This window comes from Bacillus sp. 2205SS5-2, assembly GCF_037024155.1.
GTDB lineage: Bacteria > Bacillota > Bacilli > Bacillales > Bacillaceae_K > Bacillus_CI.
Genome location: NZ_JAYKTS010000018.1, coordinates 15,993 through 41,919, shown reverse-complemented (window position 1 = coordinate 41,919; position 25,927 = coordinate 15,993). Strand labels below are relative to the sequence as shown.

20 protein-coding genes, 1 pseudogene and 1 riboswitch are annotated in these 25,927 nt (G+C 39.1%); all 21 genes and pseudogenes read right to left on the bottom strand.

Features of this window, described 5'->3' with window-relative positions; genetic code table 11:
- Positions 1-326 precede the first annotated feature (326 nt).
- Positions 327-620: pseudogene (locus tag U8D43_RS12910) on the bottom strand (sulfite exporter TauE/SafE family protein); the annotation flags it as partial.
- Entirely contained in the window at positions 601-2,037 is a 1,437-nt protein-coding gene (locus U8D43_RS12905; protein ID WP_335871593.1) for an MBL fold metallo-hydrolase, read from the bottom strand. The pseudogene U8D43_RS12910 and the gene U8D43_RS12905, both read right to left, overlap by 20 nt.
- Before the next feature lie 446 nt (positions 2,038-2,483).
- Positions 2,484-2,714: a CsbA family protein gene (locus U8D43_RS12900; protein WP_335871592.1), complete on the bottom strand. Its 231-nt coding sequence runs from the start codon at positions 2,712-2,714 to the stop codon at positions 2,484-2,486.
- A 71-nt stretch (positions 2,715-2,785) separates the two neighbouring features.
- Positions 2,786-3,421: an HD domain-containing protein gene (locus U8D43_RS12895; protein ID WP_335871591.1), complete on the bottom strand. Its 636-nt coding sequence runs from the start codon at positions 3,419-3,421 to the stop codon at positions 2,786-2,788.
- Between the two features lie 323 nt (positions 3,422-3,744).
- Positions 3,745-4,500, bottom strand: coding sequence for a (S)-benzoin forming benzil reductase (locus tag U8D43_RS12890; RefSeq protein ID WP_335871590.1), 756 nt, complete (start codon positions 4,498-4,500; stop codon positions 3,745-3,747).
- A 397-nt stretch (positions 4,501-4,897) separates the two neighbouring features.
- A complete protein-coding gene (locus U8D43_RS12885) occupies positions 4,898-5,731 on the bottom strand; it encodes a metallophosphoesterase (protein WP_335871589.1) in 834 nt (277 codons plus the stop codon).
- Between the two features lie 62 nt (positions 5,732-5,793).
- Positions 5,794-6,990, bottom strand: a complete 1,197-nt coding sequence (locus tag U8D43_RS12880) for a PDZ domain-containing protein (RefSeq protein ID WP_335871588.1) — start codon at positions 6,988-6,990, stop codon at positions 5,794-5,796.
- 1,090 nt (positions 6,991-8,080) lie between these two features.
- Positions 8,081-9,514: a S41 family peptidase gene (locus U8D43_RS12875; protein WP_335871587.1), complete on the bottom strand. Its 1,434-nt coding sequence runs from the start codon at positions 9,512-9,514 to the stop codon at positions 8,081-8,083.
- 187 nt (positions 9,515-9,701) lie between these two features.
- Positions 9,702-10,748, bottom strand: a complete 1,047-nt coding sequence (gene metX / locus U8D43_RS12870; protein ID WP_335871586.1) for a homoserine O-acetyltransferase MetX — start codon at positions 10,746-10,748, stop codon at positions 9,702-9,704.
- 7 nt (positions 10,749-10,755) lie between these two features.
- A complete protein-coding gene (locus tag U8D43_RS12865; RefSeq protein ID WP_335871585.1) occupies positions 10,756-12,066 on the bottom strand; it encodes a homocysteine synthase in 1,311 nt (436 codons plus the stop codon).
- A 130-nt stretch (positions 12,067-12,196) separates the two neighbouring features.
- Positions 12,197-12,307, bottom strand: a riboswitch (SAM riboswitch).
- Between the two features lie 240 nt (positions 12,308-12,547).
- Entirely contained in the window at positions 12,548-13,687 is a 1,140-nt protein-coding gene (locus U8D43_RS12860) for a trans-sulfuration enzyme family protein (RefSeq protein ID WP_335871584.1), read from the bottom strand.
- Positions 13,688-13,830: 143 nt separating this feature from the next.
- A complete protein-coding gene (locus tag U8D43_RS12855) occupies positions 13,831-14,031 on the bottom strand; it encodes a DUF302 domain-containing protein (protein ID WP_335871583.1) in 201 nt (66 codons plus the stop codon).
- A gap of 86 nt (positions 14,032-14,117) precedes the next feature.
- Positions 14,118-14,666, bottom strand: a complete 549-nt coding sequence (locus U8D43_RS12850; RefSeq protein ID WP_335871582.1) for a peroxiredoxin family protein — start codon at positions 14,664-14,666, stop codon at positions 14,118-14,120.
- Positions 14,667-15,257, bottom strand: coding sequence for a hypothetical protein (locus U8D43_RS12845; protein WP_335871581.1), 591 nt, complete (start codon positions 15,255-15,257; stop codon positions 14,667-14,669).
- Between the two features lie 207 nt (positions 15,258-15,464).
- Positions 15,465-16,793 carry a murein hydrolase activator EnvC family protein gene (locus tag U8D43_RS12840; RefSeq protein WP_335871580.1) on the bottom strand — a complete coding sequence of 443 codons (1,329 nt, stop codon included), beginning with the start codon at positions 16,791-16,793 and terminating at the stop codon, positions 15,465-15,467.
- 33 nt (positions 16,794-16,826) lie between these two features.
- Positions 16,827-17,711 (bottom strand): permease-like cell division protein FtsX, encoded by an 885-nt coding sequence (gene ftsX / locus U8D43_RS12835; protein WP_335871579.1) that lies wholly within the window; start codon positions 17,709-17,711, stop codon positions 16,827-16,829.
- Complete coding sequence (ftsE, locus tag U8D43_RS12830; protein ID WP_335871578.1) at positions 17,701-18,387, bottom strand: cell division ATP-binding protein FtsE; 687 nt, start codon at positions 18,385-18,387, stop codon at positions 17,701-17,703. Before ftsE ends, ftsX begins: the two co-directional genes overlap by 11 nt.
- A 1,583-nt stretch (positions 18,388-19,970) precedes the next feature.
- Complete coding sequence (gene cccB / locus U8D43_RS12825) at positions 19,971-20,327, bottom strand: cytochrome c551 (protein ID WP_335871577.1); 357 nt, start codon at positions 20,325-20,327, stop codon at positions 19,971-19,973.
- A 52-nt stretch (positions 20,328-20,379) separates the two neighbouring features.
- Entirely contained in the window at positions 20,380-21,255 is an 876-nt protein-coding gene (locus U8D43_RS12820) for a YitT family protein (protein ID WP_335871576.1), read from the bottom strand.
- A 183-nt stretch (positions 21,256-21,438) separates the two neighbouring features.
- A protein-coding gene (gene prfB / locus U8D43_RS12815; protein WP_335871575.1) for a peptide chain release factor 2 occupies positions 21,439-22,540 on the bottom strand; the annotation gives its coding sequence in 2 pieces (ribosomal slippage) (positions 21,439-22,467 and positions 22,469-22,540; 1,101 coding nt in all).
- A 743-nt stretch (positions 22,541-23,283) separates the two neighbouring features.
- Entirely contained in the window at positions 23,284-25,791 is a 2,508-nt protein-coding gene (gene secA, locus U8D43_RS12810; RefSeq protein WP_335871574.1) for a preprotein translocase subunit SecA, read from the bottom strand.
- Positions 25,792-25,927 lie beyond the last annotated feature (136 nt).

Here is a 25,927-nt window from a genome sequence, read left to right as displayed (position 1 = left end):
ACCAATAAAAAGCGAACATTTGTTTGATTTATTAAACTCACGGTTTTTTGATACTCTTCCAGGTGGTCCCTATTCGTAAAAGAAGAGCGACATGACGACCTTAGATTTTAGTTGGAAATGCCTTCATTTCAGTGAGTAAGCCAATAAACAAAGTACAATGAGAGACTGTTCCGCTAATTTCTCATTTGAAACACAAAAAAGGCAGAACTCTACTGTTTTTCATTAGAGTACCGCCATTTCTAAAAATCGTTATAATAGATTTTTTCGTATTCATTGTTGCTCTTCACTTTGACTATCGACGGAACATATCTTGCTGCCAAAACCGCCTATAATATTAAATTAATCCAAATTTTTATCGTTGTTCCTAAAATAAGTAGAGCTAAAAACCACTGTAGAAACTTGGTATTTATTTTCTGACCAAATTCCGCTCCTAATGGGGAGGCAATCGTCATTCTTGTTGGAATCTTCACTACGACCAGCATAATCGGTACTAATAAAAAGGCACCTGCTGCTCCCACAATCCCTGCCCCAATTCCAATGATGAGGGCTAAAGATGCAGCCAGCAATCGGTTAAATTTCACTTGATCCAACGGCAGATCGTCAATTCCTTTTTTGGGAAGGATCTTTCATATCGATTGGATGGTTTTTATTTTTCCAATCGGAGAATCCACCACTATAATTATGGATGTTTTTATAGCCCATTGCCTGTAATACACTTGTTCCAATAGCTGAACGTGTACCTGATTGACAGTGCACAATCAGTTTTTTATTACGCGGAATTCGATCGCCTTGTTTTCGTAAATTCCCTAATAAATGATGATGTGCTGTTGGAAGATGCCCTTCATTCCATTCGCTTTGTTTGCGAATATCTATCACATAAGTCGAGTCGTCCTCGTATTGAGCAACTAGTTGATCCGCCTCAATATATTCATACTGTTCAAGCGTACTCTCGTATTGGCCTAACACTTCAGGAGCCACATAAGAAACGATTCTGTCTAATCCAATCGACTCTAAGGCAAGTTGAAGTTCATCTCGATGGTCTTCCGCTGCAAGAATGACTAAGTTTTCATCGTATTCAAACAGCCATCCCGCCCAATTGGCAAATCCTTTGTTATAAGGGATGTTGATGGATCCTTCGATATGGCTAGTGGAAAATTCGGATTGTGATCGAGAATCAATTAAGACCGTCTTCTCTTTTTGCAGCAGATTTTCTAAATCATTTTTATCGTAGATGGTCGCTTTAACTTCTCTCGTTAATAAGGCAGGACCTTCTTTATTTACTTTCTTCATCATCGCAAAATAAGTTGGTGGTTCTGGTTGATCTTTTAATAACTCTGCTATAAAGGATTCTTCATCGTTCATAAGGAACGCCCAGTTATTTTTCTTTTCATAACCCACAGTTGAAAATGGAACTGCGCCTAATGACTTTCCACAGGCACTGCCAGCACCGTGCCCTGGCCACACCATTACATAATCAGGAAGCTCTTTGAATTTTTTGACCGAATGGAACATGTCTTTCGCTCCAATATCAGCGGTCCCTTTCACTCCAGCGGCTTTTTCAAGTAAATCAGGGCGTCCAACATCTCCAACAAACACAAAATCTCCTGTGAATATTCCCATTGGTACAGATGAGCCGCCCCCTTTATCCGTCAGCAAAAACGAAATACTTTCTGGGGTATGCCCCGGGGTATGGAAGACCTTAAATTCTATATTTCCGATATAAAAGACCGATTCATCCCTCACAAGTTCATGCTTCACTTCATCTAAATAACGATACTTCCAGTTTTCATCGCCTTCATCTGAAAGATAGAGCAGTGTTCCATAGTCTTCTGCCATTTGACGTGCACCTGAGACAAAATCGGCATGTATATGCGTTTCAGCTGCTGCGACTAGGTTAAACCCTTCATTTGTAGCTGTTTCTTGGTATAAGGATGTGTCACGTGCTGGATCAATGACAATGGCTTCACCAGTCCGTTGGCACCCTACTAAATAAGAGTATTGGGCAAGATTCTCATCAAAAAAGCTTCGAAAAAACATTGTATTACCTCCTTCAATTTTTCCAGCTTGGTTTTCTATCATTGCTTTTAGTTACTTTTTCTCATTGTTGTTCTATTCATTATTATACCCCCTACGGTATAAAAGTCAACTATGTTGCTCCACTCTATAAATGGATGATATTTTTATTAATGGCTCTATTCGCATACTTTTTTGCTATAGCATACAAAAAAAGGATAGAAACACCCTTTACTTCATTACGGGTTGAAAATGATGCGAAAAGATGCTCGAAGTCATTCTTCATCATGATAGGAAGGCTCATTCGAATAGCCAAAATCTTTCCGAAAACAGCCTTATTAAATCACAGCTATCAACTTTGACGTTATCAATAATGGAGCGTTACAGTTCCTATTTTTAAGATACATTTCTGACTTGGTTTTTCGCACACAAAAAAATGCTCAAGCCAAAAGGTATCCTTCCTTTTCTGCTTAGGCACTTTTTTTTGCTTTTAGTCTCATTTGATTTGCATACCAAAAACCAGCTGTTAACGATGCCGCATCAACGACAATCAGTAGCCACGTATCAGTATACCCCTTATAAACTGAAGCGGTAATTAGGGCAACGGTTAAGGCGAGGGCGACAAAGTGACTGTACGTAACTCTGGCAAAAAACACGACTAACAAGCCTGGTAAGAAAATAGCTAACAATACTTTCGTCATCGTATTCACTCCTTGGTCTTATCCATTACTCATCTTACCTTATTCCCGCTATCATGAAAAGCGTTCTTTACTTAGTCCCGGTCAATAATCTTCTTTGTAATCGACCGAAGTTCATTTTGAGGGATAAATTTTTCTGAAAGCATATCAGGCAACACCACTTTGAGAAAATACTGTACTGATGTTAATTTTTTATAAATTAAAATCGTACTCAATGCTTCTTGATAAATTTCAAAAAACAGCGGTTCTGGATTACCCTTTTGAATCTCGCCAAATGATTCATATAAGAGATCAATTTTATCAGCCACTGACAAAATTCTTCCTTCTAAAGAGTCATCTTTTCCTTCTTGTAAACGATGTAAATAGACTTCTTGATACGCTGGTGGAATTTCTTTCGTGACAAATTTCTTCGTCATTTCTTCTTCAACTTCACTAAATAACTTCCGCAGTTCTACTGAGGCATACTTCACAGGTGTTTTAATATCCCCAGTAAATAATTCTGCATAATCATGGTTCAGTGCTTTCTCATAAAGAGATTTCCAATCCACTTCTTTCCCTTCTTTTTCTTCAACTGTCCCTAAAAATTGAGCTATTTTCGTGACCTTAAAAGAATGACTTGCGACGGAATGCTCATCGTATTTAAATTTACCCGGGCAACGATAAATTTTTTCTAGATCGGACAAACTTTTAAAATATTGGTGTATCCCCATTAGCCTCTTCCTTTCATTGCTTAGTAACTTGACTATTCCCTGCTTCAAAAAGCTGAAATTCTTATGAAAAGTCACATTTCAGGTATTTTACTACGATAGGTTCTTCATATTAATTCAAGATCTATATTGGCCGTGAATTCATCCAAAGAATTCTAAAAAACGCTTCGAAAACAGCTTTTACAAAGGCTCTTTTCGTACACATTGTGGCTATCTCATCTGATTTTTGATTAAATCGCCCATTTCACAATTTATAGACTGATTCGAAAAGCCACAAACTTTGCAAAAACTGCATTTATAAAAAAACGGATGAAGATTCATCCGTTTTAAAGCAGCTCATTAATGGCATAGGTTTTTCCAGTCTCTAACTTCCCTTCATCGAGAAGAGAAGCTAATTTGTCAGCCACAAGAGTTGGCGTTCTTAAAACATTTTTTTCTTTATATTCTTGAAACTTTGCAACGTCTTTAAAGGAATCCTTGTGAGATGAGCGAATTTCCAGCTGCATATCTGTATCCATGATGCCAGGATTAAAGGCGATAAACGTAGCTGGGTTTTTCACACCCTCCTGCTCTAGTGATGCAGTTTCCGTAAATAGATTTAAAGCCGCTTTTGTCGGTCCATAGACGCTCCAGCCGGAAATGGGACGATAGGCGGCACCTGAACTAACATTCACGACAATCAGTTCTGTTGAGGTTAACGCAAATGTTGGAAGAAGTAAATTCACAATCAGCATAGGAGCTAGAATATTCACATGTAAACTTTTTTCAAGCTCTATTGGGGAAATATTCCCTACTTTTTCAACGGGGCCAACCATGGCTGCATTGTTAACAAGATAGAGAGTGTCAGGATTGAGTTGCTGAATCTCTGAAATCACCTTGTTCATAGTTTGGAGCGTGTCGTCTCGTTGTGATAAATCACAAGGATAATGTTGAAAAAAAGTGGATGTCTCCTTCGCAAAATTTTCTAATTCTTCATTTTTCGTTCTTGAAATGGAAACGATTCCGATATTCTTCTCGAGTAAATTAAAAGCTAATGCTGCTCCCAAGCCTTTTGAAGCCCCTGTTATAATGGCAAGTTTCATTTTCTTCCTCCTCCATTTTCTTGGTATGAGTATAGCTAGTCTCACACTAAGATTCAACTTTTCTGTTTTAGTCTGAGCTTTTCCCTTATGATTGTGGTCTTCTTGTCCTCAAGAAAAATAATATACGAATGAAAACAGTAACCCACTTATTGAGAACGAAGGGCGATAAAACTTAACGTATTTCTTCGTTACACTCCTTGCGCCTCCATTAAAGAATAATAAACAGTAAAAGTCCAACAATTCCAACCCATTACATTTCCAAAGTCTAAAAATACCTTGATCAATTTCATTGTTCTTTTTTCGGTACATTTTTATCTTAATCCAAACACAGAAGAGGGCACACAGATTGAATATCTACCCTTTCTACTAATCAACGCCCGTTTTCACCGCTTAATCTCTATTCTTGCTCTAATGTAATCACAACAAGCTCTGGGGAGTTAAATATTCTTTGAGGAATAATACTATTTCCCAACCCTCTCCCTACAATCATGGTCGATTGATTTTGTTCAAAACGTCCATAATCATATTTGGGGAGAAAACCTTGATTGGGTGCCACTAAGCCGCCGATTAAAGGGATTCTGACTTGGCCACCATGCGCATGACCTGCCAAAATCAAATCAACCTTTTGCTCTGCATAAAGCAAGAAATGCTCTGGTCGATGAGCAAGCACCACCGTAAATCCTTCTTCTGTTGGCACTGCTTGTTGAAGAGAGATCGTGGTTGCTCCGGATTCGGATCCTATACTAGTAGCAAATGCTGGATCCTCTAGCCCAACAAGTTGAATAAATTCATCCTCTAACTCTATTTTTTTTGATGCATTTCTTAAAATATGCACACCAAGCGACGTAAGCTTTTCTTCAAGAGCTGGAAACTTTCCCGACCACGCTTCGTGATTTCCAGTGACAAAATAGACGGGAGCTATACCCATAATTTGTTGAATTAAATTCAGACTAATCTCCTCATTGTATTTTTTGCTGTCAATTAAATCTCCAGTAATGACGATAAGGTCTGGTGCTTGTTTTTGAATTTTCCTTACTAACGGTTCTTGATTTTTGCCAAAGTTTTTATTATGTAAATCGGTTAAATGAACCAACTTATAGCCTTGAAAAGATTTAGGTAAATTGTCCGACGGAATAGAATATTTTGTGATGGATATGAAGTTATTTTGACTATACAAGAAAAGTGCGAGTCCCAAAACGATAACGACAATGTAGATTAATTTCTTCTTCATAAGTCATTCCTTTCTAAGAAAAGCTCAGCTAATTTATAGCTGAGCTCCAAGTGGTACTATCACTATGCTCTTTGTTCGAGATTCCACCTTGCATCGTCTACAGGGAAAAGGATTCCGAGTTCGTGATGGTCACCTTCATAAAGAGCTCCTTGAACAAACCGTATCTGCTGGTTCACATCGAGAACCTCAAGCTTACAGTATGCCCGATTTTTTTGAAGCGCTTCATAAAACGTTCTTTCGTCGCGAACGACTATTCCGTTCACTTTTTCAATGATTTCGCCAATCACTAGCCCCATTTTATCTGCCGGTGATAGAGGGATGATTCCTAAAACCCTCACCCCTTTTTCTTGTGGAGAGAAAAGATACGGTCGGTTCTCTTCTGCTGTGCGCTGCTTCATCGTAATCCACTCTCGTCCGATAATTGCGGTCAAGACGCTTACTACAGAAAGAATCGCAGCAAAATAGCCACTCGCTGCAAAGATGGTCACTAACCCTCCAAGCCAGATAACTTTTTTGCCCATTTGCCCAATTGCTCGTTTTGGTAACATCGACTGGACTTTTTGATGAAAACCAATTAAAAAAGGTACAAGTAAAATAGAAAATGTCTGGTCTCCAACCGATAAAACAGGCCACCACTGGAAGGGAAGAGATAATGCATCACCTGGAATGAGAATAAAAAGAGGCAGCAACCAGAGTCTTCTAGATACATGTGCCCCTACCGTTAGCCCTCTTGGACTTTTAATAAAGGTAGGGGAAGTTTTCTTAGCAGAATTAATGAGAATAAATAAGCCTTCAACTAAAATTAAAAGTCCTATCAATAGCGTCAAAGGTAGCAATTCTTCTAGATCAAGCCCTGATACTGTAATGTTTAAGAAGGAAAATTCCCATTCAAAATAATCCATAATCGATAAAATAAGATAACTTATCCCTACACTATAAGCGGGAGATAATAAACGAAAACTAGTAAATAACAAGAGAATCATAGTAACAAAACCTATAAGAACGATTGCACTAAATGGAATCGCAAGGCCAGTGCCAATAATGATCACTGAAAAAATCATGCCTAGTCCTAATCCTAACGGCAGCAAGTTGCGTAACTCCTGATACATATCATACACGCGCACGTGGAAATCTTTCCGTTCTCTTCTAATTCGGAAATAACCTGTGAATAAAACGGCAATAATAGATACATATAAGAGTGGATGAAGAAATAATTTCACGACTGCTCGTCCTAGTTCCATTGCCCACTGTTCAATCATATGCTCCCTCCTTTCTGTTTGTATACTTGATGATACATTCTATTATCTCTCATTTTATCAAAACTTACTGTAGAAACGTATACTAATTTTCTAAGCTTGCTGTAGATTGATTCGACAGCAAGCTCCAGCATTTTCCCGGGAAATGGAGGGAAGTTGCGAGAATCGTCGTGTATTCAGATTAATGAGAGCGAAGAAAGGTTTATATAGAAGTAGGTTATTTTAGAATGATGTCGGATAAAGTTTGATGAATCCCCCTATTCTACCGCTTTAATCCGTCTCAACTTTCCACTCACCGAGAAATCTTGCCCATAGAATGAAGAGAGCAAGAAAATATCATATTCAAGGTGAAAATTTGATTTCACTGCTTTATATCAATAGAATAGCAGCAAGCAGACCCTATCAGGTTTTTCTAATGGGATTACTTAACAATATATTTACCAGTCTAATTTACTCTTAAATAGAAAAAATAGAGAGCACTCATTAATATGATTCAGTGGAATATTGACTTCCTTAGAGATAAGAAAAACCGCCGAAAAGCATGCCCATTCTTTTTTAGTCTAGCTCCGATCGGTTGTACTCTTGACCAAGAATCCTAGCAGTAATTTTTTTTAGCTACCCTCTTTTTAAGAGCGGTGGTAATTTCACATATTTTTGTTCCGCTCTACGGTTACTTTTCATACTGATTGATGAAATTTTCTTAAATACGAATGATGAGGCGTTGGTGAATTCTTCATGCAGCAATCACCTTAAATTTTTCATCCTACTCCTGATGATTGGACGGAAATTGCTCCGTGCTTTTGCTTGAATGTCTCTCGCTAACTATGATTCTCAAAGGATATTCATTTCAAATTAATTGTCTCCTTGCAGAATAGAAGAAACAAAACCAAAAACTGTGATAGACCAATATTTTGTACTATCTTTTCTAAGAATAAGGCTCATTTCGTATACTTTGATGCTATTGGCACAAAGGCATACAAATCAGGGGATATATTCCTCTTCGAAAAGCCACAATCTTTGCGAAAACAGCCAAGAATAAAAAACACCTCTTTCCACAAAAGAAAGGGGTGTTTTTCTCTATGTTTAATGTGCCCTATTGTTGTAAAAGGTGATGAATCGCCGCTTGTAACTGTAGATCATTTTTTTCTTTCCTTGTGGCTTCTTTTATTTTTTCTTCTAACTTCCTTGCCGTTTTTTGATCAATTTGTCCTGTCACTGGCAGATCATTTTGGGCCTGGAAAGCTTCGACTGATTTTTTGGTTTGTTCATTATAGTAACCATCTGTTCGTCCAGGAGCAAATCCTAGACCGTATAAAATTTCCTGAGCACTTTTGACGGCTGTTTCATTCATTTCTAATTTCAATGGAGTTTCGACTTGGAGCGGATGTGTATGAAAAAAAGGTGGCTGTTCCACTTTAATAGTGGGTTGAATGCCTTTTTTATGAATCCAATTTCCATCGGGAGTGAGCCACTTAAACATGGTCATTTTAATATTGCTTCCATCACCTAACGGAATCGCTTGCTGTACAGTCCCTTTTCCGAATGTCTTAACTCCAATGAGTGGATACTCTCCTGCTTCTTGAAGAGCTCCCGCTAATATTTCTGAGGCTGAGGCGCTTCCTTCATCTATAAGGACCGCAATCGGATACGGCTTTTTCTTATCTAAAGGAGAATAATAGGGCATCTTCTCCCCACTCCGCTCTTCTATTTGAAGATATGGCTTTTCACTTGTGACAAGTGTTGCCAATATTTTTTCAACGGCCATTAATAAGCCACCTGGATTTCCACGAACATCAATGATTAGTCCTTCTATTTTTTCCGCTTCTATCTCTTGAATCGCGAGATGAAACTCTTTTGCTGTCTCTTGAGAAAAGGAGGTGATTTCAATATACCCGACGCGTTGGTTCATTTTTTCTTTCACTTCAAAATGGACAGATTCATTTGGAATCTCGGCTCTTTCTACTGATACGGTAATGGAGTCTGTTAATCCTTCTCGTTTAATTTCCAAATTGACTTTAGAACCTTTTTTCCCACGAATTTTTAACGTAGCTTCATAAAGGTCTAATCCTTCTATACTTTTTCCATCAACCGAGATAATTTCATCATTGGGCTTCAGTCCTGCTTTTTCTGCTGGAGAGTTGCGAAATGGAGCCACAATTTTCAACTTTCCATCCATCACCGTTACTTCTGCCCCAATTCCTTCAAAAGAAGAATCTAAAGAGTCATTAAACTGAGCAGCCGTTTCGGCGTCCATGTACACAGAATAGGGATCTTCAAGCGTTTTCAGCATTCCTTGGATGGCTCCTTCAACTAAGGTCATTTCATTCACGTCTTCCACATACCTGCTAAGGATGAGCTCATAGGCCATGTGAACTTTTTTTAATTCCTCTGTCTCCAGCTCCACTTCATTTGGACTTTGAGTAGAGGCGGGTCCTTCGTGATCAAGCCATTTATAGACACCAAATCCTCCCCCTGCGACTAAAAACAGTATGAGAATCCCTAACAGGATCCGATATTTTTTTGTCATCGTCTGCTTGCCCCTCTCCACTTATCTAACTTTCGAAAATTCACACTTTCAAATTATGAGAAAAAGACACCACACAAAAACAATATGCGATGTCCTTGCTATCCTATATATATGCATGGAGGGGGACAAGATATGAAACAAAAATTAGATACTGAATTCTTTTCAAGCTATGCTGCTTCGATTGTTGTTACACGGTGTTTTCCTTTAGTAAAAAGGCAGATAGAAGATGAGCCCATTGCTGAAATTCAACTAGAAATCCATCATGGCCGAAATCTGTTTTCACATAATGATAGGTGCTTTGAATAAGTTGATCGTGTAGCTGCTCCAACTCTTCGCTCGGGTACAGCAAATCCCCTTGAAAAGCGATCAAACACAGCTCACATTGATAGTGTTTCGCTGCCTGTTGCCAGCCCTTTCTTCCCTTCCCAATATCATGTGAATTCATAGCAGCTATCAGCGCTAAATAACTATTGGCATCAAATCGTTTCGCCAACTTTTTTCCTTGATACTCTAAATATGACTGAATCTCAAAGTCATGCTGCTTTCCCTTTCTTCGGTTAAATTTTTCATTAAATAATTCTCGACTTCGATACGTAACCATCCCAGCCATTCTCGCCGTTTCAAATCCCTTAATCTCCGCCGACGATTCATAGTTTCCATTCTGCCAATGAGGATCATTTTGAATGGCAACCGCACCAATGGTATTAAAGGCAATACCATAATCACTTAAATACGGGGTGGCAGCTAGCACGACGACTTTTTTCATAAAGGTAGGATATAACAGCCCCCACTCGAGTGCTTGCATTCCTCCTAGCGACCCCCCAATGACAGCTTCTACTTTCTCAATGCCGAGCTTTTCAAGTGCTCTTTTTTGTGAATGAACCATATCACGAATCGTCACGGTTGGAAAGGATTGCCGATAAGGTTGATCGGTGGCGGGATTGATTGACGCTGGACCCGTACTTCCATTGCATCCCCCTAGTACGTTAAAGGTAATTACACAGAAATGATTGAGGTTAATCTCTCGCTGAGGTCCAATTAATCCGCTCCACCAACCACGCTCCTTTTCTGTTCCGACAGCACAGTGATGACCGGTTAAAGCATGACAAACTAGGATAACTGGTGAACCTATCTTTCCGACCCTTTCATACGCTAGTTCAACCTGATGCAGCTCAGTACCCTCTTCAAAGCAAAATGAATCTAGAAGCACTCTTCCCTCTGTTCTCAAAGTCATACCCTCCTTACGATTGAGGAGCAGTTGAAACAGAGTTTTGCGCTTTTTGAATCGCTTCTGATAGATCCGCTAATAAGTCTTTCTTCGATTCAATCCCAATTGATAGTCGGATCAAGTCCTCTGTAACACCGGATGCCTTCAGTTCATTTGCTTTAAGCTGTTGATGGGTCGTCGATACTGGATGGATAATCAGTGATTTCGCGTCACCGACATTGGCCACATGAGACCATAGTTCAACGTGATCAATAATTCTTTTTCCGATCTCTCGCCCACCCTTTACACCGAAGTTAACGATTGCTCCGTACCCTCTTTTCAAATAGGTCTCAGCTAAGTTTTTCGAACGGTGGGAGTCTAGTCCCGGATAGGAAACCCAGGCCACTTCAGGATGTTGCTCAAGGTACTGAGCAATTTCTAGCGCATTCTCATTATGTCTTTCCATTCTTAAATGCAAGGTTTCAAGTCCTTGTAAAAGCAAAAAGGCATTATGAGGGCTTAAGCAAGCACCAATATCACGGAGGAGCTGAACACGAAGCTTAATAATAAATGCAGCTTCGCCGATATCACGGGCGTACACTAGACCATGATAGCTTGAATCCGGCTCTGTAAAGCCTGGGAATTTCTCGCTATTATAATCAAATTTCCCTCCATCGATCACCACACCTCCAATCGCTGTTCCGTGACCACCAATCCACTTTGTCGCAGAATGAATGACAATATCCGCTCCGTATTTAAGTGGTTGCGAGAGATATGGAGTCGCAAACGTATTATCAACAATGAGGGGAATACCATTTTCATGAGCAATGTCAGCTATTTTTTCAATATCCAATATGTCTAAACTTGGATTTCCGATCGTCTCGCCGAACAGCGCTTTTGTATTGGATGTAATTGCCTTCCGAAAATTTTCTGGGTCCACGGGATCAACAAACTTTACTTGAATACCATACTTTGGCAAGGTGGTAGAAAATAAATTATACGTCCCCCCATAAAGGGTTGAAGCAGCGACAATCTCATCCCCTGCACTTGCAATGTTTAAAATGGAAAGCGTGATTGCTGCCATTCCTGATGAAACCGCCAGTGCACCCACACCACCTTCGAGCAAGGCCAAGCGCTGTTCCAAGACATCTACCGTTGGATTGCCAATTCGGGTATAAATATTCCCCGGTTCTTCTAATGAAAATAGCTTTGCCGCATGCTCGCTGTTATCAAATACGTAGGAAGTGGTTTGATAAATTGGAACAGCTCGTGATCCTGTAGTTGGATCGGACTGCTGACCACCGTGCAGCAATAAAGTCTCAATATCGTACGTTTTTTTCTCCATCATCATACCCCCTAATAGTTTTAAAACCGAAATCATTTTCGACTGGATCAGGAAGAACGCCGGGAAAGTAAGGATTAGAATAGCAAAAAACCCTCTTCACGAAGAAGAGGGTGGTTTAAACGAACTCCTCCTCTCATCTTCCAGGCATACACCTGTAGGATTTAGCACCTTTTCAAGCTAATTACACTTGAAGGTTGCCGGGCTTCATAGGGCCTATTCCCTCCGCCGCTCTCGATAAGAGTATTTAATTGTCAGTAATCATATCTTAAAGTGAATTATAGCGGATGAATGGAAGAACGTCAATTAGTTTTTTAAATTTTCAGTTTTATTCACAATAAATAATCATAAAGGTTTTGTTTTAGTGGTTGAATTTGAATACATCAATAGGCATTTCTGTAGACTAGTTGTAGTCCTATTCGGTTTATGCCAACTCTTAGTACTCACAGGCCTCTCCATCTCCATCACCTTCGAAAATAGCCAATCATTGCTTCTTTGCCTGTGTAATAGCAGATGAAAATTGTTCAATAATGTCTTCTGCTTCTTCAATTCCAACTGAAATTCTTACTACTCGTTCGTTAATCCCGAGTTGTTGCTGCGCTTCCTGCGGGAGTGCACGATGACTTGTTCCGATCGGATAAGATACGGTTGTTTCGACTCCGGCTAAAGATGGGACAATTTTTATCCATAGAAGAGCAGAGAAAAAGCCGCTCATGTCGCTGCCTTCTTGAAGCTCGATCGTCACAATCGCTCCATTACCTTTTTCCGCTAGATTGTTCGGATAATAGACTGTTTTCACTTGCACATTTTCTCTTAATGATCGTGCCAACTTTTCGGCATTGAACGATTGCTTGTCCATTCGAAGAGCCAGTGTTTTCACACCTCGACACGCAAGCCAAGCATCAAATGGGCTTAAATTCAAGCCAAGATTCACCACTTTTTCACGTGCTTTCAAAACGAGGTCCTCCCTGCCAGTCACGACGCCTGCGGTAACATCGCTATGACCACCAATGTATTTTGTAGCACTATGAACGACAAGATCCGCGCCTACTAAAAAAGGCTGCACGAGAAACGGGGTAGGGAAAGTATTATCAATCATTAAATAGTGTTTATGTTTCTTCGCTAATTCAACTAAAAAAGGAATATCCTCCACTCTCAAGAATGGATTCGTAACCGTTTCCGAGTAGAGAAGCTTCGTTTCTGGCCGGATTGCTTCTTCAATCGCCTGTTTATTTAAAAAATCCACAAACGAAACGTCTATTCCAAATTGCGCAAGCTCCACTGCTAATAAATGATACGTCCCACCATATAAATCTTCGGCGGCTACGATATGGTCTCCTGCTCCTAGAACCGCTAAAATACCGACCAAAATAGCTCCTAACCCAGAAGAAACTGCTACGCCTGTTGGCGCACCTTCTAAACCTGCCACAGTTTGACCAAGTTCATCCGTGTTAGGATTTCCCACCCGCGAGTATAAATAAGGGGATCTCCCTTCATAATAGCCTTCAAGTTCCTCTAAGTTTGAAAAAGAAAAGACGGATGTTTGATAGATCGGGGTTGCTTTACTATGTATATTGTTTGTTTGAAGCTTATGAGCATGAACCACTTTTGAATTAAACTTCATCTTAATTACCTCCACATTTTAAAACGGGACAGCTTAGCTGTCCCGTTTCGTTAGATTGATTGTAGTCCATTTACTAAGCGTCCTTCAATGTCAACTGCCATTGATTTTAAATCAGGTTGATCGATCATTTCAATCAGTTTACCTTATCGTGCCATATCAATTTTCGTTAGACTTTTTTCACTATAGACTGTGACTTTACACGGAAGAAAATAGCTAACTAACATGCTTTGTTCAAGCACTTTTTTCGCTTCAAGTGGATTACATACTTTTAAAATGACTACTTCTTCTGCAAAGTCTAATCCTTTTTCTTCTAGTATTCCCCTTAGATCTAATTTCCAGAGCAACCCAAACTATTCCTCTATTAAGGCCACTTCGGCTTTTTCAACCGTTTCTTCAACGGAATATGAGACTTCTTTTTTAAAGAAACCTTCTACGACATTTCTTCAACGATTGCCTCGAGCATTTCTTCGTTCATCGGACCAATTCGCTTCTCATAAATGATTCCGTTTGTTGAAATAAAATAGGTCGTTGGAATAGCCAACACCTTATACTCTTCCCCTACTTGTCCTGTTTCGTCTAAAAGAACAGGGAAAGTAAGCTCATACTCTTCTACAAATTCTTGAAGCGCTTTTAAACCTCGATCCTGTTTCGTCAAATTCACAGCTAAAATTTCTACATTTTGTTCATCTTGATTTTCTTCATAATAATTTTGCATATGAGGCATCTCTGCTTTACACGGAGAACACCAAGTAGCCCAGAAATTCAGCACTACTTTTTTCCCTTTTAGGTCGGATAGATTGATGGATTTACCGTCTAACGTTGATAAGGTGAAATTAGGTGGAGCATCTCCCTTTTCTATTCCTATTTCTGACTGTGCCCAAACCTCTTTTTCTGAATTGTCGTCTGTATTCCAAATATTAAGCACTAAAATAAGCATAAGAAGAAGTAGAAACAGACCAAAAAATATTTTTTTCTTCATTTAACGACTCCCTTTCCTCTGTTGAATCGTAAAAAAGATCAGCATTATCGCATAAATGAGCATAGGAGCACTCAACAGTTCGCCTCGAACAGAATACAGCGTTCCTTGAAAGAGTGTAAACAAGCAGAGCAAAGGAATTTCACTAACCGTATTCCTTCCGCTTTTCCAAAACCAGGCTAAAAACAATAAATTCACTACATTTAGAAGCAGTAAAGCGGGAGTCAATTCTTGATTGAAACATAGAAAAGCACCTTCATATACGACTATTAGTATGACCCATGCTTGTAGAAATACCCTTTGATTGGGTCTATTCCAAAGGTAAAACAGGGAAAATAAAACCCCTAAAATAAATCCCTTCACACCGCCATGAAAATAAACAATCGTAAAAGGGTGGTGGATACTCGTGGTAAAATCAAATAGCAGCACACTCAACTTCCATGTCAAAAATATGGTAAAAAGCAGATTGCTATAAAGATCTCGAACTTCTTTGGATTGGGTGAAATGCAAATATACACCGGTAACAGACACAGCAAATACTATTGCCACCCAGGACGCGGGGAAATAAAATGCCCCGATATGATACCAACTCATGAGCACACTCCGTTCAGTGAGGATGGGTGAAAATCTTGAACGAAGTACTATAAGATATTTCGTTGTAGAGTAGTCTATTCACCTTATCTTATACCCTAAAGTCTATTTTAATGATTGTCAATTTCGGAAAAGAAAAAACACAACTCTATCAAAATTCCTTTGACAAAGTTGTGTTTTTTACTTGATTTTTAGTAGAAACTAATAAAATTAGAAATTTATATATCGACGAGGGTTGACTGCGTTGGATTTGCTTCCATTCCAACCGCCTTCATGAACTTCAAAGTGTAAATGTTGACCATAGGAATAACCGGTATTACCCATTACACCAATTTGTTGACCCTTCGTTACGTATTGCAAATTAGCTACCGCTCTTGATGATAAATGGGCATAAACGGTTGTGATTGTTCGACCATTAATGTCATGCGAAATATAGACAACATTTCCATAACTAGAGCTGTAATAGCTTTTAGAAACAACCCCATTTGCTGCTGCATAAACAGGTACATATCCTTTTGCAGCAATATCCATTCCGTAATGGAAACGAGTTTTTCCATTTAAGATGTCATAGCCATATTCAGTGGAGATATACCCACTAGCTGGTCTTGTCCAATCACTATATGATGGGGTGGGTTTCGGCGCTGGTGCAGGCGTAGATGAACCTCCACCTCCACTATTTTCAGATGACTCTGCAGCACGGGCTGCTTCAGCTTCGGCAGCTCTTCTTTGTCGCTCTTCTTCTGCTTTAATTTTCGCAATCTGAATGGCTTCGGCTTCAGCAGCCCGAATTTCATTTTCGAGACCTTGACTCATTTCATGCAATTCAGCTGCATGATCATGCAACTCTTCTTTTTCTATTTCAAGATTCGACTGCTCGCTTTCTAGCTGATTTAAAAGCTTGTCCTTTTCAGCTTTCTTGCCGTTTAATTCAGCTTTCAAACTTTCTAGTTTATTCTTTGCCTCTGTTAAACTTTCAAGCTTCTCTTCTACTTCTTTTTGCTTAGTCTCTAAAGCCTCTTTATCTCTTTTCTGGTCATCTAAAATGCTTTTATCCGCACTCACAATCGTGTTGACGGCGGAAACTCGAGAGATAAAATCTGAAAAGCTTTTTGCTCCAAGAAGTACATCTATGTAACTTGCACTTCCACCTTTTTGTTGAACGGTTCTTGCCCGTTCCTCTAAAAGTTCATTTCGTTCTTCTATTTTTTTAATAAGTTCTTCTATTTCTAGCTTTAAGGCGTCAATTTCAGCATTGGTTTTGTCTATTTCAACCGTTTTTTCTTGGATTTTAGTGTTCGCATCCGTAATCTCTTTGTCTAAACTAGCAATTTGGGTTTTGATGTTCATTTGCTTCCCAATATTTTCTTCTATTTCGTTTTGTTTTTGGGATATATCACCTTCAACTGCTTCTTTTTCTTGCTCAATTTGATTTTTTTCTTGTTTTAATTTATCGACCGATTCTGCAAAACCAGCGCTTGGGAAGCTTCCTACTATCAACATCCCAGCTACCGATAAGGCCATTAGTGACTTTTTATTCACGATGCAAACCCCTTTCACTCCTGAACTTCAGTTCTATATTTTTAAGAATTTACGAACAGACATCATACTTCCCCAGACACCAATTAAACAGCCCATTAATAGAATCAGAATATTGACTTGATAAATAAACGGAGTCATCTCTAATAGTGAGAAAAAATAGTTTTGTAGTTTTGGTTCAATATAGTCATAAGCATAGTAATAACCGGATGATACAAGAACAATTGGTATAATCGATCCAAGAATTCCAAGCCATAGTCCTTCTAATATAAACGGCCAACGGACAAACCAATTCGTTGCGCCAACTAGTTTCATAATTTCTATTTCACGACGACGAGCAACTATCGTAATTTTTATCGTATTAGAAATTAAAAACATCGCTGTAAATAATAAACCAATTATTAGTACTAAGCCGACATTCCGGCTAATTTTGAAGAACGTAAACAGTTTTTCAATTTTAGATTCTCCATAGACCGCGTCTTGAACATTCTCTAGTTTTTTTATTTGGCTGGTAATGTTTCTTGTGTCTTGCGGTGTTTCTGCTTTCACAATAAAAGCGTTATATAAAGGGTTTTCTTGTTCAAAAATCCCAAATTCGTCTCCAACATCATCGATCAGGTTTTTCAGTTCGCTCTCTTTAGATGAGAATTCAACGTTTTCAACACCCGCTAGCCTCGTAATCTTTTCTTGGGCTAATTGGATGGCTTCCTGATCGGCCTCTAGGGTAAGATACACTTTAATTTCAACATCATTCTCAATATCTGAAGCAATTTTATTCATATTTAGCATGAGAACAACAAAGACGCCAACAAGTAATAGCGTCACAGTTACAGCACTTGCGGAAGCGAATGTCATCCAACTATTCCGAACGATATTTTTTAAGCTCTCGCGAAAGTGCCGTAGAATGGTATTAATTTTCATAGCCGTAATCACCTCGTTGTTCGTCTCGAACGATTCTGCCATTTTCAATTGCGATGACTCGATGACGAATAGCATTTACAATTTCACGATTATGGGTTGCCATAATGATCGTCGTTCCTCGCGTATTGATTTCTTCAAAAAGGTTCATAATTTCCCAAGAAGTTTCCGGATCTAAGTTTCCTGTCGGTTCATCAGCAATCACTAGCTTTGGAGTGTTAACAATCGAACGGGCAATCGAAACACGCTGTTGTTCTCCACCTGAAAGCTCATTTGGTAACATTCTAGCTTTATGCTTTAAGCCAACTAATTCTAATACTTCTAGTACTTTCTTTTTTATAACCGAAGACGATTCCTCGATTACTTCCAAAGCAAATGCAACATTTTCATAGACTGTTAACGAAGGAAGCAATTTAAAGTCTTGGAATACAACACCCATACTTCGTCTCAAGTATGGAACACGATGATTTTTCAAAGTTCCCGTGTCTATTCCATTAATAATAACTTCACCCGAAGTCGGTTTCTCTTCACGATACATCAATTTTATAAAGGTAGATTTACCGGCACCACTAGGCCCTACCACATAAATAAACTCACCTTGCTTTATTTCAATATCAATTCCATTGGCTGCAATAATGCCATTTCGATATTCTTTATACACTTTGTTCATTTTAATCATCTAGTAATCACCTAATTTGTTTATTGGATAACTATTAAAATAGTCTCATATTTCGGTGGTTATGGGCTTTTGTCAAATCGACTCGAAATTTGCCCACATTTCATTATAGCATCAGTCTTTTATGAGGTCATGGATATTTGTATTACAGTTTCTTTTCATTTTTGAAAAGGAGTGAAAAGAAGTTGCAATACTTGACCAATACAGCTTTCATTCTGTTAAATTACGTTTTTACGATAATATCGTTGCCTATTACATATTAATGTAGGGGGTAGGTGATTTCCATGTTAATTTTTACCATGTGTGGGTTTTTGTCGAATAGGGATTATTTACTTGAAGAAACACAAGGAGGTACTAAGTTCTATCGGACTATTAAATTAATGTTAACTACAAATATATCATACTTTATAACTAGATAACCCAAATAGTGAAGGCCGTTCGTTCAGCAGTGAGGAACAAATGCTGAATCAGAACTATTGTCATAGGGAGACTTTTTTACTTTGTTTGGGACATTGATCAAACGACCAAAGACCAAACAAGTCTTCTACAAATACTTACCTACCGATTTGGATAAATAATCTTTTAAGTCATCTCTCGCTTGTATAACTAAATTTGCTTTATATCGTTATTTCATCGCACTTTTTTCAATAAGCTGTTAACTTAGCTTATCATAATAGGAGTTTATTGGGAACATACCTCGTATGACTTTAGAGGGTATCCCATAACCACTTGAAATTGAAAACACCACTAACAAGGCTCTTTTGGAAGCAATTTATGTACCTTAATAAATAGGACTTGCTGTATCTACCGCATTTTCCGCAAGATAATTACAGAAAAAATGAAGGTAATCGTCGAACAGTATATTTAAAAGCTATTTTCGCAAAGTTTACTGCTTTTCGAACTAGTCAGTTTATAAATAAGGATTTAGCTCTGTTTCGAGGCTTCTTTTCATCTGTTTTTGCGTCCTACTATTAGACATATTTAAACGATCCCCCATTTCGGAAACGAATGCTTTTTCTCATATATATAACTGTCTCTGTTATTTTTCATTTAATTCGATGGATTTTTACGAAAAGGAAGGTGAGGAATTGCTTGTGCAACATTAATAGCCAGGTAAGCAGCAATTATCTTCCATTTTTCATCACGAACAGGTAGCTTGGACAGATTTTTACCCTGTGATCCACTTGAATACCTCACAGTGTTCATGATACTCAAAGAAGATTCGTTTAAAATCATTTGTTTCCATAATAGAAAAATACCACAACCAAAAGGCGGTGGTAGAACAAGATTATATACTTCCTTGTCTTTTAAATGGCTATTTCTGCAAAGTTTATTGCTTTCGATTCAGTCTATAAACGGTGATATATCTTCGTTTCGGGGCATCTTTTCGTCTGTTTTTGATGTAAACCAACAGCAAAAGGGAGGATTTCATCTGATGTTAGATTAAATAACAACTATAAATACGAAAAGAGCCTTGATGAAAAACACTAGAAAAATGGGTATTCCAGCAAAATTAGATCAAGTTGCAACAATGGTTACGAAAGAGCCGTTGAAAAAGAACAAGGCATACACCTTGTTCTCAACTGTTACTTTTTGTTTGCTAACCATTCTGCGACAGCTTCTGCTTCTTCGCCCTTGATGATTTCTTTTGGCATTTGGCCTTCGCCATTATTAATAATGCTTAAGATTTCCTCTTTACTAAGTGAAGATCCGATGTTATCAAGTTTTGGCCCAAATCCACCTTCCAGGTTTCCACCATGACAAGATGCACATTTTTGATCGACGATTTTTTCAACATCGACGTTTGTGGCAACGGTTGAATCTGTCGTTTCTTCTGTTGTTTCGTTTTTGTCTGTTTCCGTACCTGTTGTTCCATCATCACCACCACATGCAGCCAGCACGAGTGAAGTTCCAAGCATTAATGCAAAAAGTTTTTTCTTCATAAATTACTCCCCCTTTGGGAAAAAGTAGAATTACGTATATATTATACCAAGTTTACACCCGTTTGAAACCCTCGCCGACAACTTCCGAAGAGTCTGTAACGACGATAAAAGCCGTTGGATCAATGCTTTTGACTAGTTGTTTCAATTTTGTGAATTCCGTCTGATCGACGACACACATTAAAATCGGTCGTTCATCATCGGTATAACCACCGTATGCTGATAGTTTTGTCACACCACGGTCAATTTTATTCAAAATACCATCACGAATTTCCTCTTGACGATTAGTGATGATTAACGTCATTTTGGAACGACCGATGCCCACTTGTACTAAATCAATCGTTTTGCTTGTCACGTACAAGCCTATCATCGCATATAAGCCTCTTTCGATATCAAAAACAAGTGCAGCTGACAACACAATTAATCCATCGATTAATGCGACACAAGTACCTAGCGATAAACCCGTGTATTTATTAATAATTTGTGCAGCTAAGTCCGTTCCACCTGTCGAAGCTTTTCCTCTGAACACAATCCCAAGACCAAGGCCAACCCCAATCCCTCCAAAAAGCGCCCCTAGTAGAGGATCTAATGTCCAAGGGTCCCAATCTTTAGTTAAAAAAACAACAAGAGGTAAAAATATTGTACCGACCGCTGTTTTAATACCAAATTGAAATCCAAGAAAAATAAGACCGGCAATAAAGAGGGGGATATTTAACGCCCATTGAACGTAAGCTGGCTCCCAATTCAGTAGTCCCTTTAAAATCGTAGAAATACCGCTTACTCCGCCTGACGCCACCTCATTTGGTAATAAAAAAACATTAAACGTAATCGCGACAATTACCGAACCACTGATCACGGCCAAATATTCAAATAATTTATCTAAAAACGGATTTGCGGGCTCTCCGCGTCTTCGCTTATTACTCTTCACCATCTAGTTAACTCCCTTTCTTAACAGTATGTGTAATTTCTCCGAAAACATGCCGTTAAGGAGTATATCATGTCGAAAAATGACTGTAAATAACACTGCTATACCGCGGTGAAGGGACGGTTACCCCACCGTGATTCCGCGCAGTAAAAAAACTGACGGTAATCGCCAGCTTTTTGAATGATTCAATTAGTTAATTCGTGAACGCAAATACGAATTAATAAACAAGTCAAGATCACCGTCCATTACCGCATGGACATTTCCCATTTCGGCATTCGTCCGGTGGTCCTTTACCATTGAATAGGGATGAAATACATACGAACGAATTTGGCTTCCCCAACCGATTTCTTTTTGTTCCCCACGAATTTCAAGAAGCTGTTCTTGCTGCTCCTCGATTTTCTTTTGGTACAACTTTGCTTTTAACATCTTCATCGCATGATCGCGGTTTTTTATTTGTGAGCGCTCCGATTGACACGTCACAACTATATTTGTTGGAAGATGCGTAATACGGACCGCTGAATCAGTCGTATTGATATGCTGTCCTCCTGCCCCACTCGCACGATAGGTGTCAATTTTCAAATCTTCGGTTCGAATATCAATTTCAATTTCATCATTAAATTCCGGCACAACTTCACATGAAGCAAAAGACGTATGACGGCGACCCGATGAGTCAAACGGCGAAATCCGCACGAGACGATGGACCCCTTTTTCCGCTTTTAAATAGCCGTAAGCGTTATGCCCCTTAATAAGAAGCGTCACACTTTTGATGCCCGCCTCATCCCCTGGAAGATAATCCAACGTTTCCACCTTAAAGCCCCGTTTCTCTGCCCAACGCGTATACATTCGCAGTAGCATGGAACCCCAATCTTGAGACTCTGTCCCGCCTGCACCAGGATGAAGTTCTAAAATGGCGTTATTTTTATCATACTGTTCACTTAAGAGAAGCTGTAGCTCAAAGGTACTCAATCGTTCTACTAACTCTACCAACTCCGATTCAAGCTCCGCTTGTAATTCGGCATCGTCTTCTTCTTTTACAAGTTCGTATGTTACTTCTAGGTTTTCATGTGTTTCTTGCAACTCATTGTACTCATTTACGAGTTCCTTAAGCCCGTTCACCTCATTAATAACACCTTGAGCGGCTTGTTGATCGTTCCAAAAATTTGGATCAACCATTTCTTCATCTAATTCAGCAATTCGAGCTTCTTTGTTTTCGAGGTCAAAGAGACCCCCTAAAGTCCGCTAATTTTTTTGCTGTATTTTCTAATTCTGCTCTCATTTCTGCTAGTTCCATTGCAATCACCTCTTGATTTATTTTATACCGAGACTTTCCTGGCCTCTCTTGGAAAGTCATTTTTCTTAAGAAATCCTGTATTTAGCCACCGAACCCATTTTTTCACTGTTCCTATTTACTTTTTGGCTATTTTCACAATGTTTGTTGCTTACCGTACCCGTCTATGAACGGTGATATAGCTTTGTTTCGGGGCATTTTTTCGCTTTTTTTGATGTGAATCACCTACAAAACGGTGGATTCCATCTAAATTTAGACTAGATAGCAACCATCTATACGAAAGGGCCTTACTTGATAAAAGCTGAATCGGGAAAAATCCTTGTTTTCCGCAACAGTGTATTTACCGTAAAAATAATCGAATGTGGGCATTTTTTGATCAAAATCACTGAAAAATTGGAGGACCTTATCCTCTAGTAACCGCGCGTGCGAAAGAAGTCTTTATCAAAGGCTCTTTTCGCATACTTTATTGTTCTAGCATACAAAAAACGGATGGAAACGCTCTATTCTTTCCTCATCTCAGATTAAAAAAGATGCAAAAAGATACCCAAAGTCAATCTCCATCACGATAGGAGGGCAAATTCAAAAAATCACAATCTTTGTGAAAGGCTCTTTTCGCATACATTGTGGCTATATCACCGTTTACAGACTAGTTCGAAAGCAACAAACTATGCGAAAATAGCCTAGTAAAACAGTCTTATCAAAAACCAGTATGGTGCTTGGCTCGTAGCCAAACACCATACGCGGTCTTATCCGTGACAGTTTTTATATTTTTTCCCACTACCGCATGGGCATGGATCGTTACGGCCGGTGATTTCATCTTTACGAACTGGCTGGCGTTTTTTGACTTTTCCATCGCCTTCTTTAGGGTTAACTGCTTGACCTTTAGCCACTTCTTGACGTTGGAGGTTGTTACGAATCTGAGCTTTCATAGCCAATCTCGCTGAATCTTCTTCAATTGCTTCAATCATCGCTTCAAACATGATGAAGCCCTCATTTTGATACTCGCGAAGTGGATCATTTTGACCGTAAGCGCGCAAGTGAATTCCTTGACGAAGGTGATCCATCGCATCAATATGATCAATCCATTTCGTATCTACAGCTCGAAGTAGTACAACTCGTTCAAACTCACGCATGCGCTCAGAAGACATCTCTTCTTCTTTCTCGTTATAGCGAGTGAGTACTTTTTGGAAAATATATTCCGTCATCTCATCTGGATTTTTCCCCGTTAAATCAGCAATCGTAATCTCGCCTTCTTGAAGGAGACTCGCGGCTGTATAATCTACTAATCCTTGTAGATTCCATTTTTCCTGATCTTCAGCTAGTGATGCATGAGCATCAACCTGTCTTTGGATCACGGAGCGTAGCATCGTTTCCACGATTCCACGTAGATTTTCTGAATTTAAGACCTCGTTCCGTTGTGCATAGATAATCTCACGTTGCTGACGTAAAACATCATCGTATTGAAGCAGTTGTTTACGAGAATCAAAGTTATTTCCCTCTACTCGCTTCTGCGCACTTTCAACCGCACGACTAACCATTTTACTTTGGATCGGTTGGGAATCTTCCATCCCTAAGCGTGCCATCATCGATTTCATATTATCCGAACCAAATCGGCGCATCAATTCATCCTCCATCGAGAGATAGAATTGTGTCACCCCTGGATCCCCTTGACGACCTGAACGACCACGAAGCTGATTATCAATTCGGCGAGACTCATGACGCTCTGTACCGATAACAGCTAAACCGCCTAATTCTAATACGCCTTTACCCAGTTTAATGTCTGTTCCACGACCCGCCATATTTGTCGCTATCGTAATGGCTCCAGGCTGTCCCGCGTCTAAAATAATTTCGGCTTCTCGTCCGTGATTTTTCGCATTTAATACATTATGTCGAACACCTTTTTTCGTAAGAAGCTTGGAAATGAGTTCAGACGTTTCAATCGCGACTGTTCCGACTAATACCGGCTGTCCTTTTTCAAAACGTTCGGCAATATCCTCCACCACTGCACGAAACTTGCCTTCCATCGATGCATAAATCAGATCAGCGCGGTCATCACGAACAATCGGTTTATTCGTCGGTATCACAATAACATTCATATTGTAGATATTACGAAATTCCTCTTCTTCGGTCTTTGCCGTACCGGTCATGCCTGCCAGCTTTTCATACATACGGAAATAGTTTTGGAACGTAATCGTCGCCATTGTCATGCTTTCATTTTGTACTTCAAGGCCTTCTTTTGCTTCAATCGCTTGGTGAAGGCCATCACTGTATCGGCGTCCCTTCATTAGACGACCTGTGAATGAATCAACGATCACGATTTCGCCCTCTTGCACAACATAATCAACATCATTATGCATGCTGACATGTGCTTTTAACGCTTGATTTATATGATGAAGTAGCTTTACATGACTTAGATCAAATAAATTTTCAATATTAAAGGCCTTTTCCGCCTTGGAAATACCGTCTTCTGTTAACAGAACACCTTTTGTTTTCTCATCATACGTATAATCACTATCTTTGCTTAACATCCGCACAAACGCATTGGCTTGAACATACAACTGTGCCGAACGAGCGGCTTGCCCTGAAATAATGAGCGGCGTACGCGCTTCATCAATCAAGATGGAATCGACTTCATCAATCACTGCATAATTTAGTGGACGCTGTACTTTATGCTCACTATAGAGAACCATATTGTCGCGAAGATAATCAAAACCAAATTCATTATTCGTTCCATATGTAATATCAGCTAAATAAGCTTCTCGCTTTTCCTCTTTAGTTAAAGAATTTAAGTTCAACCCTACCGTTAATCCTAGGAATTCAAAGAGATTACCCATTTCTTCGGCATCACGACTGGCTAAATATTCATTCACGGTTACAACATGAACGCCTTTTCCTGAAAGAGCATTCAAATAAACAGGCATCGTTGCCGTTAAGGTTTTACCTTCCCCAGTTTTCATTTCAGATATATTCCCTTCATGAAGGGTAACCCCACCAATGAGCTGTACGGAATATGGATATAAACCAAGAACACGACGGGCCCCTTCACGGACAACCGCAAACGCTTCGACTAATAAATCCTCTAACGTTTCGCCACTTTGGAAACGCTCTTTAAATTCGACCGTTTTCCCGCGTAGCTCTTCATCGCTTAATCGCTCCATGTCTGCCGCTAGCACATCAATTTCCTCGGCAAATTTTTCTGCTTTTTTTAATTCGCGTTTATTGCTATCAAAAACTTTGTTTAAAAATCCAAGCATGTAATAACGCTCCTTTGTTTAGTCTTACAAGATGTCGTCAAAGAAATTCGACCTATTTATATTCTTGTAAATAACTCACAATCTTTCTTCTAATATTACCACTTCACCATAGGGGTGACAACTTATGAAATACAAT

Excerpts from the sequence above, each read along its gene's own strand:
- U8D43_RS12905 (WP_335871593.1), bottom strand. The coding sequence starts at position 2,037 with ATGTTTTTTCGAAGCTTTTTTGATGAGAATCTTGCCCAATACTCTTAT.
- U8D43_RS12900 (WP_335871592.1), bottom strand. The coding sequence starts at position 2,714 with ATGACGAAAGTATTGTTAGCTATTTTCTTACCAGGCTTGTTAGTCGTG.
- U8D43_RS12895 (WP_335871591.1), bottom strand. The coding sequence starts at position 3,421 with ATGGGGATACACCAATATTTTAAAAGTTTGTCCGATCTAGAAAAAATT.
- U8D43_RS12890 (WP_335871590.1), bottom strand. The coding sequence starts at position 4,500 with ATGAAACTTGCCATTATAACAGGGGCTTCAAAAGGCTTGGGAGCAGCA.
- U8D43_RS12885 (WP_335871589.1), bottom strand. The coding sequence starts at position 5,731 with ATGAAGAAGAAATTAATCTACATTGTCGTTATCGTTTTGGGACTCGCA.
- U8D43_RS12880 (WP_335871588.1), bottom strand. The coding sequence starts at position 6,990 with ATGATTGAACAGTGGGCAATGGAACTAGGACGAGCAGTCGTGAAATTA.
- U8D43_RS12875 (WP_335871587.1), bottom strand. The coding sequence starts at position 9,514 with ATGACAAAAAAATATCGGATCCTGTTAGGGATTCTCATACTGTTTTTA.
- metX (WP_335871586.1), bottom strand. The coding sequence starts at position 10,748 with ATGACTTTGAGAACAGAGGGAAGAGTGCTTCTAGATTCATTTTGCTTT.
- U8D43_RS12865 (WP_335871585.1), bottom strand. The coding sequence starts at position 12,066 with ATGGAGAAAAAAACGTACGATATTGAGACTTTATTGCTGCACGGTGGT.
- U8D43_RS12860 (WP_335871584.1), bottom strand. The coding sequence starts at position 13,687 with ATGAAGTTTAATTCAAAAGTGGTTCATGCTCATAAGCTTCAAACAAAC.
- U8D43_RS12850 (WP_335871582.1), bottom strand. The coding sequence starts at position 14,666 with ATGAAGAAAAAAATATTTTTTGGTCTGTTTCTACTTCTTCTTATGCTT.
- U8D43_RS12845 (WP_335871581.1), bottom strand. The coding sequence starts at position 15,257 with ATGAGTTGGTATCATATCGGGGCATTTTATTTCCCCGCGTCCTGGGTG.
- ftsX (WP_335871579.1), bottom strand. The coding sequence starts at position 17,711 with ATGAAAATTAATACCATTCTACGGCACTTTCGCGAGAGCTTAAAAAAT.
- ftsE (WP_335871578.1), bottom strand. The coding sequence starts at position 18,387 with ATGATTAAAATGAACAAAGTGTATAAAGAATATCGAAATGGCATTATT.
- cccB (WP_335871577.1), bottom strand. The coding sequence starts at position 20,327 with ATGAAGAAAAAACTTTTTGCATTAATGCTTGGAACTTCACTCGTGCTG.
- U8D43_RS12820 (WP_335871576.1), bottom strand. The coding sequence starts at position 21,255 with ATGGTGAAGAGTAATAAGCGAAGACGCGGAGAGCCCGCAAATCCGTTT.
- secA (WP_335871574.1), bottom strand. The coding sequence starts at position 25,791 with ATGCTTGGATTTTTAAACAAAGTTTTTGATAGCAATAAACGCGAATTA.